This is a genomic window from Streptomyces sp. NPDC006339, assembly GCF_040612775.1.
Classification (GTDB): domain Bacteria; phylum Actinomycetota; class Actinomycetes; order Streptomycetales; family Streptomycetaceae; genus Streptomyces.
Genome location: NZ_JBEXQW010000005.1, coordinates 217607 through 233367, shown reverse-complemented (window position 1 = coordinate 233367; position 15761 = coordinate 217607). Strand labels below are relative to the sequence as shown.

At 73.3% G+C, this 15761-nt stretch carries 16 protein-coding genes; 8 read left to right on the top strand and 8 right to left on the bottom strand.

Going from position 1 to position 15761, the window contains the following annotated elements:
- The coding region (locus ABZ135_RS06235; RefSeq protein ID WP_356692314.1) for a biotin carboxylase N-terminal domain-containing protein at positions 1–419 on the bottom strand (419 nt) is incomplete at its 3' end.
- Positions 420–792: 373 nt separating this feature from the next.
- Between ABZ135_RS06235 and ABZ135_RS06230 the strand changes: the two genes are divergently transcribed.
- Entirely contained in the window at positions 793–1248 is a 456-nt protein-coding gene (locus tag ABZ135_RS06230) for a hypothetical protein (protein WP_356692312.1), read from the top strand.
- Between the two features lie 19 nt (positions 1249–1267).
- Here ABZ135_RS06230 and ABZ135_RS06225 read toward each other — a convergent pair whose 3' ends face one another.
- The 3 genes from ABZ135_RS06225 to ABZ135_RS06215 form a co-directional block, all read right to left on the bottom strand.
- On the bottom strand, positions 1268–1873 hold the full coding sequence (locus ABZ135_RS06225; protein WP_356692310.1) for a nucleoside triphosphate pyrophosphatase: 606 nt from the start codon (positions 1871–1873) through the stop codon (positions 1268–1270).
- A gap of 282 nt (positions 1874–2155) precedes the next feature.
- A complete protein-coding gene (locus tag ABZ135_RS06220) occupies positions 2156–2284 on the bottom strand; it encodes a hypothetical protein (RefSeq protein ID WP_356692308.1) in 129 nt (42 codons plus the stop codon).
- Positions 2285–2353: 69 nt separating this feature from the next.
- Entirely contained in the window at positions 2354–2998 is a 645-nt protein-coding gene (locus ABZ135_RS06215) for a TetR/AcrR family transcriptional regulator (protein WP_356692306.1), read from the bottom strand.
- A 93-nt stretch (positions 2999–3091) separates the two neighbouring features.
- Here ABZ135_RS06215 and ABZ135_RS06210 point away from each other — a divergent pair, with 93 nt between their 5' ends.
- Positions 3092–4366, top strand: a complete 1275-nt coding sequence (locus ABZ135_RS06210) for an SGNH/GDSL hydrolase family protein (protein ID WP_356692304.1) — start codon at positions 3092–3094, stop codon at positions 4364–4366.
- 99 nt (positions 4367–4465) lie between these two features.
- Here ABZ135_RS06210 and ABZ135_RS06205 read toward each other — a convergent pair whose 3' ends face one another.
- Together ABZ135_RS06205 and ABZ135_RS06200 are read right to left on the bottom strand one after the other, a co-directional pair.
- Positions 4466–4678, bottom strand: coding sequence for an acyl-CoA carboxylase subunit epsilon (locus ABZ135_RS06205; protein WP_356692302.1), 213 nt, complete (start codon positions 4676–4678; stop codon positions 4466–4468).
- Positions 4679–4698: 20 nt separating this feature from the next.
- Entirely contained in the window at positions 4699–6303 is a 1605-nt protein-coding gene (locus ABZ135_RS06200; protein WP_356692300.1) for an acyl-CoA carboxylase subunit beta, read from the bottom strand.
- A 134-nt stretch (positions 6304–6437) separates the two neighbouring features.
- Between ABZ135_RS06200 and ABZ135_RS06195 the strand changes: the two genes are divergently transcribed.
- From ABZ135_RS06195 to ABZ135_RS06175, 5 genes are all read left to right on the top strand, one after another.
- Entirely contained in the window at positions 6438–7289 is an 852-nt protein-coding gene (locus tag ABZ135_RS06195; RefSeq protein WP_356692298.1) for a biotin--[acetyl-CoA-carboxylase] ligase, read from the top strand.
- A 229-nt stretch (positions 7290–7518) separates the two neighbouring features.
- The gene (locus tag ABZ135_RS06190; protein WP_356692296.1) at positions 7519–8730 is read left to right on the top strand and encodes an adenylate/guanylate cyclase domain-containing protein; all 1212 of its coding nucleotides are present in this window, start codon (positions 7519–7521) and stop codon (positions 8728–8730) included.
- Between the two features lie 51 nt (positions 8731–8781).
- Positions 8782–9579, top strand: a complete 798-nt coding sequence (locus ABZ135_RS06185; RefSeq protein WP_356692294.1) for an enoyl-CoA hydratase-related protein — start codon at positions 8782–8784, stop codon at positions 9577–9579.
- A 91-nt stretch (positions 9580–9670) separates the two neighbouring features.
- Positions 9671–10786 (top strand): GGDEF domain-containing protein, encoded by a 1116-nt coding sequence (locus ABZ135_RS06180; RefSeq protein ID WP_356692292.1) that lies wholly within the window; start codon positions 9671–9673, stop codon positions 10784–10786.
- A 565-nt stretch (positions 10787–11351) separates the two neighbouring features.
- Entirely contained in the window at positions 11352–12587 is a 1236-nt protein-coding gene (locus tag ABZ135_RS06175; RefSeq protein ID WP_356692290.1) for a hypothetical protein, read from the top strand.
- Here ABZ135_RS06175 and ABZ135_RS06170 read toward each other — a convergent pair.
- A complete protein-coding gene (locus ABZ135_RS06170; RefSeq protein WP_356692288.1) occupies positions 12568–13518 on the bottom strand; it encodes a hypothetical protein in 951 nt (316 codons plus the stop codon). The two genes, ABZ135_RS06175 and ABZ135_RS06170, sit on opposite strands and share 20 nt — an antisense overlap.
- A 261-nt stretch (positions 13519–13779) precedes the next feature.
- Here ABZ135_RS06170 and hutH point away from each other — a divergent pair, with 261 nt between their 5' ends.
- The gene (gene hutH / locus ABZ135_RS06165) at positions 13780–15321 is read left to right on the top strand and encodes a histidine ammonia-lyase (RefSeq protein ID WP_356692335.1); all 1542 of its coding nucleotides are present in this window, start codon (positions 13780–13782) and stop codon (positions 15319–15321) included.
- A gap of 64 nt (positions 15322–15385) precedes the next feature.
- On the opposite strand, the gene ABZ135_RS06160 is transcribed toward hutH, so the two are convergent.
- Positions 15386–15658, bottom strand: coding sequence for an LAETG motif-containing sortase-dependent surface protein (locus ABZ135_RS06160; RefSeq protein WP_356692286.1), 273 nt, complete (start codon positions 15656–15658; stop codon positions 15386–15388).
- Between the last annotated feature and the right edge of the window lie 103 nt (positions 15659–15761).

Here is a 15761-nt window from a genome sequence, read left to right as displayed (position 1 = left end):
GCGCCGGAGACGGGGTCGGGGGTGCCGGCGACGAGGGGGGCGCCGGCGCGCTGGGCGATGTGGCGGGCGGCGACCTTGTCGCCGAGGTCGCGGATGGCCTGCGGCGGGGGGCCGATCCAGATCAGTCCGGCGTCCAGGACGGCCTGGGCGAAGTCGGCGTTCTCGGACAGGAAGCCGTAACCGGGGTGGACCGCGTCCGCCCCCGAATCCTTCGCCGCCTGCAGGACCTTGCCCATGTCCAGGTAGCTGGTGGCGGGAGTGTCACCGCCCAGGGCGAACGCCTCGTCGGCCGCGCGGACGTGCAGGGCGTCCCGGTCCGGATCGGCGTAGACGGCTACGCTCGCGATCCCGGCATCCCGGCAAGCACGGGCGACACGGACAGCGATTTCGCCACGGTTGGCGATGAGCACCTTGCGCACGATGGCTCCCTCCTTGAAACAAGCTGAGTTTAGGGACTGCCGACACGGCCTTTCGACCCGTCCCCAGTGGTGAGCTTGCCCACACGGAGCGTGATGCGAGGCTTGCTCGGGTCGTGAAATCCCTTGTCGCACCACGGTACGCAGGGATTCTTTACGGCACAGTAGCTCCGAGGTGTGGCGCAGGTCTCTGTTCGCGGGGCCAGTCGACAAACGGGTTTCTTTGTGGAGTCCCTACGAATGGCGCAATGATTCTTTGCCAGGGTGGCGGGCGGACGCCGGGTGACACGAACCCTTGTCCACGGGTTTACCGGCCAGTAGCCTTCGCGATGTCGTACGTACCGGAGGTAACAGCCGCACCCAGGGGGTGGCCGAGGTGGCCCGAAGACCGATAGCGCTCGTGACCGCGGTGGTGCTCTTCCTCGAAGCACCCGGCATCGTGGCGCTCAACGCGGTCATGGCCCGGTTCGTGAAGGGCCAGTCGATGTCCCTCGACGGGCTCGACCCCGACGTCATGTACACCGGCACCTGGGCCCTCGGCATCGGCTCCGGCGTCCTGCTGCTCCTGTGCGGTCTGGTCCCGCTGATCGCCGCGATACGCGACCGCCGCCCCGGCCGGCCGGGCCGCGCCCTCCTCATCGGCTGCGCGGTCGTCCACGGCGTCCTCGGCGCGGTGGCGGTCGGGCTGCTCGGCTGGGCGGCGTTCGTGTTCCTGATGCTGGTGGTCGGACTCATCGTCCTCACCCTCGTGGCGTACGGGGAGACCGAGCCCGCGCCCGAGCCGGGGGCCGGGCCCGGGCCGGAGACCGAGGCGGCGCCGGCTCCGGCGTGAACCCGGCTGTCCGGTCCGCTCAGGCCCAGAGGTCGGTGATGGAGACGCCGAGCTTGCCGAGCAGGGTGCGCAGCAGCGGCAGGGAGAGGCCGATGACGTTGCCCGGGTCGCCGTCGATGCCCTCGATGAAGGGCGCCGAGCGGCCGTCGAGGGTGAACGCGCCCGCCACGTGGAGCGGTTCGCCGCTGGCGACGTAGGCGGCGATCTCGGCGTCGGTGGGCTCGCCGAAGCGGACGACGGTGGAGGCGGTGGCCGACTCGTACCGCTTGGCCGCCGTGTCGTAGACGCAGTGACCCGTCTGGAGGATGCCGACCCTGCCGCGCATCGCCTTCCAGCGGGCGGTGGCCTCCTCGGCGTCGGCGGGCTTGCCGAGGGCCTGCCCGTCCAGCTCCAGGACCGAGTCGCAGCCGATGACGAGGGCGCCGAACACCTCGGGGCGGGCGGCGACATGGGCGGCCTTGGCCTCGGCGAGGGCGAGCGCCAGCTCGGCCGGGGTGGGGGCGTGCGTCTTGTCCTCGTCGACGCCGCTCACGATCACTTCCGGAGCGAGTCCGGCCTGCCGGAGCAGTCCGAGCCGGGCGGGGGAGGCGGAGGCGAGCACGAGACGTCGGCGATCAGCAGTCATGGGGGCAGCGTAGCGAGCCCGTCCGCGCTCCGCGGCGAGCCGGTGCACGCGGCCTCGGCGCACGTGCGGGCGGGCCGGCTCGGTACGCCCGCCCGGCGCCGTACGCCTCGGCTCGGTACGCCCGCCCGGCCCCGTGCGCCCCGGCTCGGTGCGCCCCGCCCGGCGCCGTGCGCCCCGGCGCCGTGCGCCCCGGCTCGGTGCGCCCCGCCCGCTCGGTCCGCTCCGTCTCGACACGCCCCCGCCCGCCGCGTCCCCGCTCGCCGTGCCGCCCACGTCGACCCCTCAGCGCGCGCCGACCACGAACATCAGCAGCACCATCGCCACGGCGAGCAGGACGCTCGCGCGCCGCAGCTTGGCCTGCATGTCGCGCAGTTCCTTCGGCGGCTCGTCATCGGGGTCGGACCAGAGCATGCTCTCGATCCTGCGGCCCGGAGGGCCGGGGCGCCTGAGTACGGGTACTCAAGCGTCCGGGCCGAAGGACTAGTCCTCCGGCCGGGCGAAGGCCCCGGCGGCCGCGGCGGCCAGGGCCGCCCTGACCGCCCGTTCGGCGTCGGCCTCGGTCAGCTCCTCGCGGGTGACCGCGAACCGGTAGTAGAGCGGCGCGGAGACGGCCCGCAGCAGTTCGAGGGCGTCCGTGCCGGCGGGGACCTCGCCCCGGGCCGCCGCCCGGGCCACCACCGGGGCCCACTCCTCCAGGCGGGTGCGGTAGAAGCCGCGCAGGGCGGTCGCGCACTCCTCGTCACAGGCCGCCGCCGCGATCACCGCGCGGAAGACGGCGCCCATCCGGGGGTCGGTGAGGGTGCGGTGCACGAGGGCGGCGTTGGCCCGCAGGTCGCCGGCGAGGCTGCCGGTGTCGGCGGCCGGCAGGGACTGCTCCGCCATGTCGTGCAGCAGGTCGGTGACCAGGCCGACCGGGGAGCCCCAGCGGCGGTAGACCGTGGTCTTGCCGACGCCCGCGCTCGCGGCGATCTGATCCATGTTCAGGGTGTGGAAGCCGGAGGCCGCGAGCGCGTCCTCGGTGGCGTCGAGGACGGCCCTGCGCACCTTCGCGGTACGGCCTCCGGGGCGCACGCTGCCCGGCGCGGACGGCCGGTCGGTCTCGCTCAAACGGGTCTCCTGTTCCATTAACGCTTCCGAGTCTGCTAGTGTCCCAGACATCTTAACGGAACTAGCTTCCCGTTAAGCCCTCCGTCACCTCTGCCCGCAAGGACTCACGCCATGAAGAAGCTCCTCGCCCCGCTGCTCGCCGCCGCCCTCGGCCTCACCCTGCTCTCCGGCACCCACGCCGGCGCCGAGGCCGGCCATCAGGCCGACACCCGGTCCGGGCCCGCCCCCACCGCCCGGTGGCACGCCGCCTGGGGCGCTTCCCCGCAGCTCCCCGCCACCGGCTTCACCCCCAACTGGTCCCAGGAGGGCTTCTCGCGCCAGACCCTCCGGCAGGTGGTCCGCCTCACCGAGGACGGCGACCGGGTACGGATCCGGCTCTCGAACGCGTACGGCACCTCACCCCTGGCCGTCACCGGTGCCACCGTCGCCCGCACCACCACCGGCGCGGCCGTCGAACCCGGCTCCGTGCGCCACCTCACCTTCGGCGGCAGCCGGTCCGCGTCCGTCCCCGCCCGCGGCGAACTGCGCAGCGACCCGGCCCGGCTCGCCCTCGGACGCCTGGAGACGGTGACGGTCACCCTCTACCTCGCCGGAACGACCGGACCCGCCACCTTCCACTCCCAGGCGTGGGCCGACAGCTTCCGCGCCGACGGCGACCACCGCGCCGACACCGACGGCCGCGCCTTCACCGCCCGCAGCCAGTCCTGGTACTACCTCAGCGGCGTCGAGGTCAGCGGCGGAACCCCGCCCGCGAAGGGCGGCGTGGTGCTCTTCGGCGACTCCATCACCGACAGCTTCGGCTCCACCCCGCACACCAACCGCCGCTACTCCGACGCGCTCGCCGAACGGATCGACCGGCCCGTCGTGAACGCCGGCATCGGCGGCAACCTCGTCCTCAACGACTCGGCCTGGTACGGCGAACGCTCCACCGCGCGCTTCCGCCGCGACGCCCTCGACCAGCCCGGCGTCTCCACGGTCGCCCTGCTCCAGGGCCTCAACGACATCGGCTACAGCGAGGCCGCCCTCAAGCCCGACCCGCACCCCACCTACAAGCCCTCGCCCGTCGTCACCTCGGCCGAACTCATCGCCGCCTACCGTCAGTTGATCGACGCGGCGCACGCCCGCGGGATACGGGTCGTCGGCTCGACGCTGCTGCCCTTCAAGGACACCAGCCACTGGGGCCCCACCGCCGAGCGGACCAGCGCCGAGGTCAACCACTGGATCCGGACCTCGGGCGAATTCGACGCGGTCGTCGACTTCGCGCGGCTCCTCGCCGACCCGCGGGACGCGAAGGCGCTGAACCCGGCGTACGCGTACGCGGACCGGCTGCACCCGAACGACGCCGGCTACCGGCTGATGGCCGAGGCGGTCGCCCCCCTCGTCTGACCGTCTGCCGTAGCCCCACCCCGTACGCGCGAAGGCCGGACCTCCCGCACAAGAGGTCCGGCCTTCCGCCGCCTGCCTACGTACGCGCGCGCGTGCCGCTCACGCCGGCCAGTAGGACCGCGCCCAGGAGCGCGGCCCCGGCCGGTGCCGTACCTCGCGGGCGATGCGCGCCGGGTCCGACCAGCCCTCCGGGACCGCCGGGCCGCCGCTCTCGGCGGCGGCCGCCGCCGTGGCCGCGGCCCGGGCCTGGACCACCGCCAGTGCGGCGGCCAGCTCCTCCGGCGTCGGGTTTCCTCGTACGACCTTGATCATCTGCTGGTCCTCCCGGACGGCTAGAGCGGGATGTTGCCGTGCTTCTTCGGAGGCAGGGATTCCCGCTTCGTCCGCAACTGACGCAGCGCCTTGACGATCTGCGGGCGGGTGTCGGACGGCAGGATCACCCCGTCGATGTATCCGCGCTCGGCCGCGATGTACGGGTTGAGGAGGGTGTCCTCGTACTCCTGGATCAGCCGGGCGCGCACCGCCTCGACATCCTCGCCGCTCGCCTCCGCCTCGGCGATCGTCCGCCGGTGCAGGATGTTGACCGCGCCCTGCGCGCCCATGACGGCGATCTGGGCGGTGGGCCAGGCCAGGTTGAGGTCGGCGCCCAGGTGCTTGGAGCCCATGACGTCGTAGGCGCCGCCGAACGCCTTGCGGGTGATGACGGTGATCAGCGGGACGGTCGCCTCGGCGTACGCGTAGATCAGCTTCGCGCCGCGCCGGATGATGCCGCCGTACTCCTGGTCCACGCCCGGCAGGAAGCCGGGGACGTCGACGAAGGTGATGACCGGGATGTTGAAGGCGTCGCAGGTGCGGACGAAACGCGCCGCCTTCTCGCTCGCGTCGATGTCCAGGCAGCCCGCGAACTGCATCGGCTGGTTGGCCACCACACCGACCGGGAAGCCCTCGACGCGGCCGAAGCCGGTCAGGATGTTCGGCGCGAACAGGGCCTGCGTCTCCAGGAACTCGCCGTCGTCGAGGACGTGCTCGATCACGGAGTGCATGTCGTACGGCTGGTTCGCCGAGTCCGGGATGAGGACGTCCAGCTCGCGGTCCTCGTCCGTCGTCTCCGTGTCGGCCTGCTCCGGGAAGGCCGGCGGCTCGGACAGGTTGTTCGACGGAAGGTAGGACAGAAGGGACTTGACGTACTCGATCGCGTCCTTCTCGTCGCCCGCCATGTGGTGCGCCACGCCCGACGTGGTGTTGTGGGTGCGGGCGCCGCCCAGCTCCTCGAAGCCGACGTCCTCGCCCGTCACGGTCTTGATGACGTCCGGACCCGTGATGAACATGTGCGAGGTCTGGTCCACCATCACCGTGAAGTCGGTGATCGCGGGCGAGTAGACCGCGCCGCCCGCGCAGGGGCCGACGACCAGCGAGATCTGCGGGATCACACCGGAGGCGTGCGTGTTGCGGCGGAAGATCTCGCCGTACGCGCCGAGGGCCATGACGCCCTCCTGGATGCGGGCGCCGCCGGAGTCGTTGATGCCGATCACCGGGCAGCCCGTCTTCAGGGCGAAGTCCATGACCTTGACGATCTTCTGGCCGTAGACCTCGCCGAGGGCGCCGCCGAAGACCGTGAAGTCCTGCGAGAAGACGGCGACCGGGCGGCCGTCGACGGTGCCGTAGCCGGTCACCACGCCGTCGCCGTACGGACGGTTGTTCTCCAGACCGAAGTTCGACGACCGGTGCCGGGCCAGCTCGTCCAGCTCAACGAACGAACCTTCGTCGAGCAGCAGTGCGATCCGCTCGCGCGCGGTCAGCTTGCCCTTCGCGTGCTGCTTCTCCACCGCGCGCTCGGAACCGGCGTGCGTGGCCTCGCCGATCCGGCGCTGCAGATCCGCGATCTTGCCCGCGGTCGTGTGAATGTCGATCTCGTTGTGCTCTGCCGGCTCGGACATCGGGATGCGGCTCCCTGCCTGGTCACGGGGGGTTCGATGACTTCGAATGGACTACTGCTGGGCTACTGACCCGTAGCGTATCGGCGTCGATACGGTTCGGCAGTGCGGCGTTTGCCACACCTACGCTGGCTTGCATGACGTCCTCCCAAGACTCCGCGGGACGCTGGTCCGACCTCGACCGCCCCCCGCTGAACGCACCCTCCCTGCGCCGCGCACTCGTGCTGCCCGACGCGCTGTGGACCTCCTTCGACGTGGTCGAGTCCACCGGCTCCACCAACTCCGATCTCGCCGCCCGCGCCGACGAACTCCCCGAGGGCGCGGTGCTCGTCGCCGAGGAGCAGACCGCCGGGCGCGGCCGCCTCGACCGCACCTGGAGCGCCCCCGCCCGCTCCGGCCTCTTCCTCTCTGTCCTCCTCAAGCCCGCCGTGCCCACGCACCACTGGGGCTGGCTGCCGCTGCTCACCGGCGTGGCCGCCGCGAGCGGCCTCGCCAAGGCCGCCGGCACCGACCTCTCCCTCAAGTGGCCCAACGACCTCCTGGTGAAGGTGGCGGGCGAGGAGCGCAAGGCCGGCGGCATCCTCGCCGAGCGGGCCGGCCGGGACGGCGTCGTCATCGGCCTTGGCATCAACGTCACCCTCCGCGAGGACGAGCTCCCCGTCCCCGCCGCCGGCTCCCTCCTCCTCGCCGACGCCGTCTCCACCGACCGCGACACCCTGCTGCGGGCGATCCTGCGCTCCCTGGAGCAGTGGTACGGCGACTGGGTGCGGGCCGGCGGCGACCCGGCCGCGTCCGGGCTCCAGGACGCCTACGCGGCCGGCTGCGCCACCCTCGGCCGGCGGATCCGCGCCGACCTTCCGGGCGAGCGGATGCTGGAGGGCGAGGCCGTCGGCGTCGACGACGACGGACGCCTCGTCGTCGCCACCGAGGGCGGCGGCACCGAGGCCGTCGCGGCCGGCGACGTCGTCCATCTGCGCGCGGCCGGCTGAACCGGGCCGCCGCGCCCTCGCACCCACCGCTGACGCCCGACGTCACCCGTCCGGACCGGCCGGTTCCCGACCGGTCGGGACGGGTCGGCACCGGTTCGGGCGTGAGCCAGCACACACCTGTCGTATCGTGGAGCGCGATTCGTGGAGAGCGATCCGTGAAGACCGGGGAAGCACCCTCCACGCGACAGATCGGCAGGACAGTGGGCAGGGAACGGGCAGGAGGCGGCCGGTGACCGTCGACGACGCGAACAACGGCGGCGGGACCGATCCAGCCGAACAAGCCGGACCTGCCGAGCAAGCCGGGTCCGCCGAGCAAGGCGGACCTGCCGACGCCGCCGAGCCCCCGACGTATCCCACGCCCCACCATGTCGTCGACCACACGGTCGAACCGACCGACGACCCCCTCGCGATCCGCCTCGAACAGCTCATCCTCGGCGCCGACCGCCGCTACACGCCCTTCCAGGCCGCCCGCACCGCCGGTGTCTCCATGGAGCTCGCCTCCCGTTTCTGGCGCGCCATGGGCTTCGCCGACATCGGCCAGGCCAAGGCCCTGACCGAGGCCGACGTGCTCGCGCTGCGCCGCCTGGCCGGTCTGGTCGAGGCCGGGCTGCTCAGCGAGCCGATGGCGGTGCAGGTCGCCCGCTCCACCGGGCAGACCACCGCCCGGCTCGCCGAATGGCAGATCGACTCCTTCCTGGAGGGCCTCACCGAGCCGCCCGAGCCCGGCATGACCCGCACCGAGGTCACGTACCCCCTCGTCGAGCTGCTCCTGCCCGAGCTGGAGGAGTTCCTGATCTACGTGTGGCGCCGCCAGCTCGCCGCCGCCACCGGCCGGGTCGTGCAGGCCGCCGACGACGAGGAGATGGTCGACCGGCGGCTCGCGGTCGGCTTCGCGGACCTCGTCGGCTTCACCCGGCTCACCCGGCGCCTGGAGGAGGAGGAGCTCGGCGAGCTCGTCGAGGCGTTCGAGACCACCTGCGCCGACCTGGTCGCCGCGCACGGCGGCCGGCTCATCAAGACCCTCGGCGACGAGGTGCTGTACGCCGCCGACGACGCCGGCACGGCGGCCGAGATCGCGCTCCGGCTGATCGAGACGCTCAGCCACGACGAGACCATGCCCGCGCTGCGCGTCGGCATCGCCTTCGGCACCGTCACGACCCGCATGGGCGACGTCTTCGGCACCACGGTCAACCTCGCCAGCCGGCTCACCTCGATAGCCCCCAAGGACGCCGTCCTCGTCGACAGCGCCCTCGCCGAGGAGCTCACCAGGACCGGCGAGGCGCCCGTCTCCGAGACACAGGCCGCGGAGGAGGCCGCCCGCGCCGAGAAGGAGGGCGGGCAGGCTCCGGCGTACCGCTTCGCGCTCCAGCCGATGTGGCAGCGGCCGGTGCGTGGACTGGGTGTGGTCGAGCCCTGGCTGCTGAGCCGCCGTCCCACCTAAGATCTCCGGTGAACAGCCGTTAACAGGCGTTAACCGGGAGGGTGTGCGGTCATGTCGGAGCAGTCCGAGCAGCGTTTTGGTGAGTTCGTGGTGGTCCGCAAGGAGGAGTTCGTCGCCGAGCTGGTCCTCGACCGGCCCAAGGCGATGAACGCCGTCTCCTCGGAGATGGCCCGCTCCCTCGGGGCCGCCTGCGACGCGCTCGCCGCCGACCCCTCGGTCCGCGTCACCGTGCTGACCTCGTCCAACGACCGGGCCTTCTGCGTCGGCGCCGACCTCAAGGAGCGCAATTCCTTCAGCGACGCCGAGCTGGTCCGGCAGCGGCCGGTCGCCCGCGCCGCCTACACCGGCGTCCTGGAGCTGCCCATGCCGACCCTCGCCGCCGTGCACGGCTTCGCCCTCGGCGGCGGCTTCGAGCTGGCGCTCGCCTGCGACGTGATCGTGGCCGACGCGACGGCCGTGGTCGGTCTGCCCGAGGTGTCCGTGGGCGTCATCCCCGGCGGCGGCGGTACGCAGTTGCTGCCGCGCCGGGTGGGTGCGGCCCGTGCCGCCGAGCTGGTCTTCACGGCGCGCCGGGTGGAGGCCGCGGAGGCCCGCGAGCTGGGCCTGATCGACATCCTGGAGGAGGACGCCCGTACGGCGGCGCTTGAGCTGGCCGGCCGGATCGCGGCCAACTCGCCGGTGGGCCTGCGCGCCGCCAAGAAGGCCATGCGGCTCGGCCAGGGTCTGGACCTGCGGGCGGGCCTGGAGGTCGAGGACGCGGCGTGGCGCTCGGTGGCCTTCTCGGGCGACCGGGCGGAGGGCGTGGCGGCCTTCAACGAGAAGCGGAAGCCGCAGTGGCCGGGCGAGTGAGCGCGGTCCAGTTGTTCCCGTTTTGCACCAAATGTCACTTTGTGTGACGTCTCGAAGGGGAAAATGGATCAAACCTCCCTAAGCTGGAGGAATGGGTGAGGACGTTCGGCTGCGGGCCGTCGTGGCGCTGGCGCAGGCGATGGCGGCGGCGCACACACCGCGCGAGTTCTGGCGGGCCGCCGCGCTCGGCGCCTGCGAGGCGCTCGGCGGCGGTTTCGCGGCGCTGTCCGTCTGGGAGCGGGACCACGGCCGGCTGAAGGTCCTGGTCAACGCGGGTGCGCGGGCGGTGGGGGAGGAGGAGTTCCCGGACGCCGAGACCTACCCCGTGCACCAGTTCCCGGAGATCACCGAGTTCCTGCACGAGCAGTGGGCGGGCGGCGGCGAGCCGGACGCGTGGGTGGAGACCGTCGACGACCCGGTGCCGACCGCCCGGGTCGCCGGTCTGCGGCGGCGCGGGCGCGGCTGCTGTGTGGTCGCGCCGGTCGTGCTGCACGGGCGCGCCTGGGGCGAGCTGTACGTGGCGCGGCCGGCCGGGGCGGTCGCCTTCGACCGGGACGACGCGGACTTCGCGACCGTCCTCGCCGCCGTCGTCGCCGCGGGGATCGCCCAGGCCGAGCGCCTGGAGGAGGTCCGCAAGCTGGCCTTCACCGACCCGCTGACGGGGCTCGCCAACCGCAGGGCCGTGGACACCCGGCTCGACCAGGCGATCGAGCGCTACCGCGCCGACGGCTCTGTGGTGAGCCTGGTGGTCTGTGACCTGAACGGCCTCAAGCGGGTCAACGACACCCACGGCCACGCGGTCGGCGACCGTCTGCTGGAACGGTTCGGCTCCGTTCTGTCACGATGCGGCGCGATGCTGCCGGGGGCTCTTGCGGCCCGGCTCGGGGGTGACGAGTTCTGCCTCCTGACGGTCGGCCCGACGGCGGATGAGGTGGTGGCGGTCGCCGAGGAGCTGTGCGTACGGGCGGCGGAGCTGGAGCTGGGGGAGGGCGTGGCCTGCGGGGTGGCGTCCACGGGTGACCCGATCGGCCCCCTGAAGTCCGCCCGGCGCCTGTTCCGCCTCGCCGACGCCGCCCAGTACCAGGCCAAGGCGGCCCGCTCCGCCAAGCCCGTGGTGGCCGGCCGCGACGGCACGGTCATCCGCCTCGCCGACGCCCCGCCCGGAGCCCGCGACCGCCGCCGCTTCCGGGACGCGCCGCCGGTGTAGGGCGCGCTGTACGGGACCTCGTGCGGCTGTACGGGGTCCTCGTGCGGGTCCTCGTACGGGGACGTCGTACGGGGGCCTCGTGCGCTGCCCGCCCCGGCCACGCGGCCCTGCTCCGGCCCTGCCCCCGGCCCCGTGGCGGGCCTCATGGCGCACGCCTCCGCGCCGTACTCCCTCGTGCGCCGGGCGGCCGGCGGGGAGGCGCCGGGGTGACGCGGGAGCGGCGCCGGCCGGTGCTGCGCGGCGGTATCCGGCCAGGACCGGGGCGGGCGAGGCGGAACGTTCAGCCGGGTGGGAGGGCGAACCGGGGGACCGCTTCCCGGGCGGCCGGACCGGTCGTATCCGGACAGCGGCTGTCGCCGTGCCCGGACGGTGCGCCGGGGGCGCGTGCCTCCGCCGCGGCGGCCATGGGCAGGGGTTTCGCCCGGCGCCGGGGCGGCGGACGGGCCGCGGGGCGCTTCCGGAGTACGGGTGCGTGCGCCTTTTTCGGCCCGACGGGCCCCTCCTAGCATCCGGGACACCGGGACCCCGCTGCCGCGGGGTCGGTGACGGTTGATCAGGGGGGTTCATGAAGAAAAGAATCAGGCGCTCCCTCGCCTTCCTGGGAGCGCTGGTCCTGCTGCCCGCCCTGGCGGTCTCCGCCCACGCGGAGCCGCCCGAGCCCGAACCGCTGTCCGCCGACCGCGTCGCGGCCCTGTCCCCGGAGCGGCAGGCCGAGATCCTCGGACCGCTGAGGCTGGCGGCCGACGCCGCCGCCCAGGCCGGGCAGGGCCCCATGGCCGACGTCTACACCCAGGTCGCGATGGCCTCCGACTACCGCTCCGTCCACGTCCATCTGACCGACCCCCGCCAGGGCGCGCGTTTCCTGGCGGCCGCGCACCGGGCCGTACCGGAGGCGGACACCCGCCTGATCCGCATCCTCCCGGCCAAGAAGTCCCGTAAGGAGCTCAGGGCGGAGATCACGGCCCTCACCTCCCGTGCGGACCTGCCCTTCACCGTCTCCCTGGCCGGTGCCTCGCCGGACGGCGGCACCATCGAGCTCGGGGTCGACAAGCCGGGCGCGGCCCGGGAGTGGCTCGCCTCCCCGGCCGTGACCCGCCAGCGCGCGGCCGCCGGGGCCACACCCGTACGCGTACGGCAGGCGCCGCCCTCGGCTCCGCTGAGCCGGTGGAACGACACGGCACCCTTCTACGCGGGAGCGGCGCTCGGCCCGGCCAACGGCGACCGCTCGTGGTGCACCAGCGGGATCCCCGCCGTCAGCACCTGGGACGGCCGCCAGTGGCTGGTCACGGCCGGGCACTGCTACAACGTCAACGACAACGTCTGGGCGGCCGGCGGCAACTACATCGGCCAGGTGAAGTACAAGAAGCCGGAGATCGACTCGGCCTTCATCGAGACCCGGACCTACCGCGCCACCTGGGACGGCGTCGACGCGGCGGGATACAGCCGCTATCTGAACGGCGTCCGCAACGTCGCCGTCGGCGACTTCACCTGTCAGTTGGGCTACAACTCCAAGGTGGTCTGCAACATCCGCACGGTGTACGCGGGCAACGCGAGCTGGAACGTCAACGGGACGACCGTGTGGGGAAGTTACGGCGTCCCGCACCACGGCGGCATCGTCGGCCGCGGCGGTGACAGCGGCGGCCCCGTGATCTTCATCAACGATCCCGACTCGCGCCAGCTCAACGGCATCGTGAGCGTCGGCTACGGCTGCAACGCCGCGAAGGAGTGCAGCACGGGCCTCGGCTGGGTCGACGTCTGGTCCGTCTTCAACGGATTCGCGATCAAGCTGAACCCGTCCTGAGGGGCGGCGGCCCGGCCGGGAGGGGTGCGGGGGGCGGGGGTGCGGGGCGCGGAGCGCACCGGGCGCAGAGCGTCTCGTCCCCGACCGGCCGGAACAGGGTCGCCTGAAGGTGCTCGCCCTCGCACTCCCGGACCCCGTCCAGCCGCGCCGAAAGACGCGGCCCGGTACGGGGCCCGGGAGTGACGGCTTCCGGGGGCGCGGGCGGCGGGACCTCCCGCAGCAGATACCGCACGAGCCCGCCGGGCCGGTGCACGGGCGTGCCGCCCCCGGGCAGGCCGCGCAGCAGGTGGGCGTGGATGTCGGCCGCGCTGTGCCCGGCGGCCAGCCAGCGGGCGGCGAGCCCGGCCAGCTCGTCCCGCATGCCGGCCGGGATGTACCGGAGGGCGGGCGAGAGGAGGGGCAGCGCGGCGACGAGCGCGCGTGCCTCTTCGGGAGCGGCGGGCGGGGGCGGCGCGGGCGGCGCGGGCGGCGCCGCCCCGACCTCGACGTCCGGGCCGGGTGGACGGTCGGAGGTGTCTTCGACACGGTCTTTCTTCGGATGACCGCCGGTCGACGGGGTGGTCGGCCCACCGACGGCCGGAATCCCGGCACCCGGTACGGGCACCCGCCCCAGCAGCTTCGCCGCCTCCGCCGCGCTCAACGGCCGGTTCGACACGAGCTGTTCGGTCACCCACCGCCCACCCGGCCCCTGCACGCGCCGCTCGTGCACGAACCCCTCCTCCTTCAACTGCCGCTTCGCCCTGGCGAACGCGCATGCCCCGATCCGGGCACGTTCGGCCGTCCGGGACAGCGACTCGGCCGCACCAGGCGGCAGGGACAACTGCCAGGTCAGAAGCCGTACGGCATCGGAGCCGAGGCGTGGATGCCGGATGATCTCGTGGGAGAACGGGGTGAAGCCGCGCGAGGGCGCGATAATGTGCCGGTACATCATCGGTGGAGGGGTCTCGATTCCACTGGTGGTGAAGGCCCTCGCCGATGGCTGCAACCATCGCGGGGGCCGTTTTGCGTGAACGGTACCGCACGCAGAGTGTCACTCCGGACGCGTTGAGTGAATATGCCAGAACTTGAAGGCTCCTGATCACCAGGGGTGGGTGTCGCCCCTCCGGCGGCCCGTGGAACTTTGCCCTCCAGGCGTCTCCCCAGGCGACTAGTGACATGTCGCTCTTCAGTCCGTAGGCTGCTGAATATGGATATGCAGACTGTCGTCCTTGGGACGTCCGGCACCACCCCGCAGGACGTCATCGACGTCGCCCGCCACGGCGCCCGCGTCGAGCTGTCATCCGAGGCCGTCCAGGCGCTCGCCGCCGCGCGTGCCACCGTGGACGCGCTCGCGGCCAAGCCCGAGCCGGTCTACGGCGTCTCCACCGGCTTCGGCGCGCTCGCCACCCGGCACATCGGCCATGAGCTGCGCACCCAGCTCCAGCGCAACATCGTCCGCTCGCACGCCGCCGGCATGGGCCCGCGCGTCGAGCGGGAGGTCGTGCGCGCGCTGATGTTCCTGCGGCTCAAGACCGTCGCCTCCGGCCACACCGGCGTCCGTCCCGAGGTCGCCCAGACCATGGCCGACCTCCTCAACGCCGGGATCACCCCCGTCGTCCACGAGTACGGCTCGCTCGGCTGCTCCGGCGACCTCGCCCCGCTCTCCCACTGCGCCCTCGCGCTCATGGGCGAGGGCGACGCCGAAGGCCCCGACGGCGTGGTCAAGCCGGCCGGCGAGCTGCTCGCCGCCGCCGGCATCGAGCCCGTCGAGCTCCGGGAGAAGGAGGGCCTCGCCCTCCTCAACGGCACCGACGGCATGCTCGGCATGCTGATCATGGCGCTCGCCGACCTCGACACCCTCTACAAGTCGGCCGACATCACCGCCGCCCTCTCCCTCGAAGCCCTCCTCGGCACCGAGAAGGTCCTCGAGCCCGAGCTGCACGCCATCCGCCCGCACCCGGGCCAGGCCGCCTCCGCTGCCAACATGCTGGCCGTGCTCAAGGGCTCCGAGCTCACCGGCCACTACCAGAGCGGCGAGGCCCCCCGCGTCCAGGACGCCTACTCCGTGCGCTGCGCCCCCCAGGTCGCCGGCGCCGGCCGCGACACCATGGCCCACGCCCGGCTCGTCGCCGAGCGCGAGCTCGCCGCCGCCGTCGACAACCCCGTCGTCCTCGCGGACGGCCAGGTCCGCTCCAACGGCAACTTCCACGGCGCCCCCGTCGCGTACGTCCTCGACTTCCTCGCGATCGCCGCCGCCGACCTCGGCTCCATCGCCGAGCGCCGCACCGACCGGCTGCTCGACAAGAACCGCTCGCACGGCCTGCCGCCGTTCCTCGCCGACGACGCCGGTGTCGACTCCGGTCTGATGATCGCCCAGTACACGCAGGCCGCCCTGGTCAGCGAGATGAAGCGGCTCGCCGTCCCGGCCTCCGCCGACTCCATCCCGTCCTCGGCGATGCAGGAGGACCACGTCTCCATGGGCTGGTCCGCCGCCCGCAAGCTGCGCACCGCGGTCGCCAACCTCAACCGGATCATCGCCGTCGAGCTCTACGCCGCCACCCGCGCCATCGAGCTCCGCCACGGCCTCGCCCCCGCGCCCGCCTCCGCCGCCGCCATCGCGGCGCTGCGCGCGGCCGGCGTCGAGGGCCCGGGCCCGGACCGCTTCCTCGCCCCCGACCTGGCCGCCACCGACGCCTTCGTGCGCGAGGGCCGGCTGGTCGCCGCGGTCGAGCCGGTCACCGGACCGCTCGCCTAGCGGACGTACGAGCCGGTACGGAAAGGGCCGCCCCCGAGCACCCGGGGGCGGCCCTTCGCCATGCTCAGGAGGCCCGGCCGCTCTGGCGCATCGCCAGCGTCACGAAGCCCGCGCCCACGGCCAGGAAGGTCGCGCCGCCCAGCAGATACGGCGTGGTGTCGATGCCACCGGTCTCCGCGAGCCGCGGCTCGCCGCCGTGGACCTCGGCGCCGGCCGAGGACGCGCCGACCTGCGCGTGCTGTTCGCCGGTGGCGTTCGCGGAAGGCACGAACCAGAGCGCGCAGAGCAGTGTCCCCGCGGCGGTGGCGGTGAGCAACGGGCGTCGGGCGGCGGACACGTCTTTTCGATCCCCCTTGCGGAAACCGCGAATTGGTAGGTGCGCCGATGCTAATGAACTCAGCGGGTCGCGGGAAAGCCGAGGCCCCCGCGCGCTCTACGCT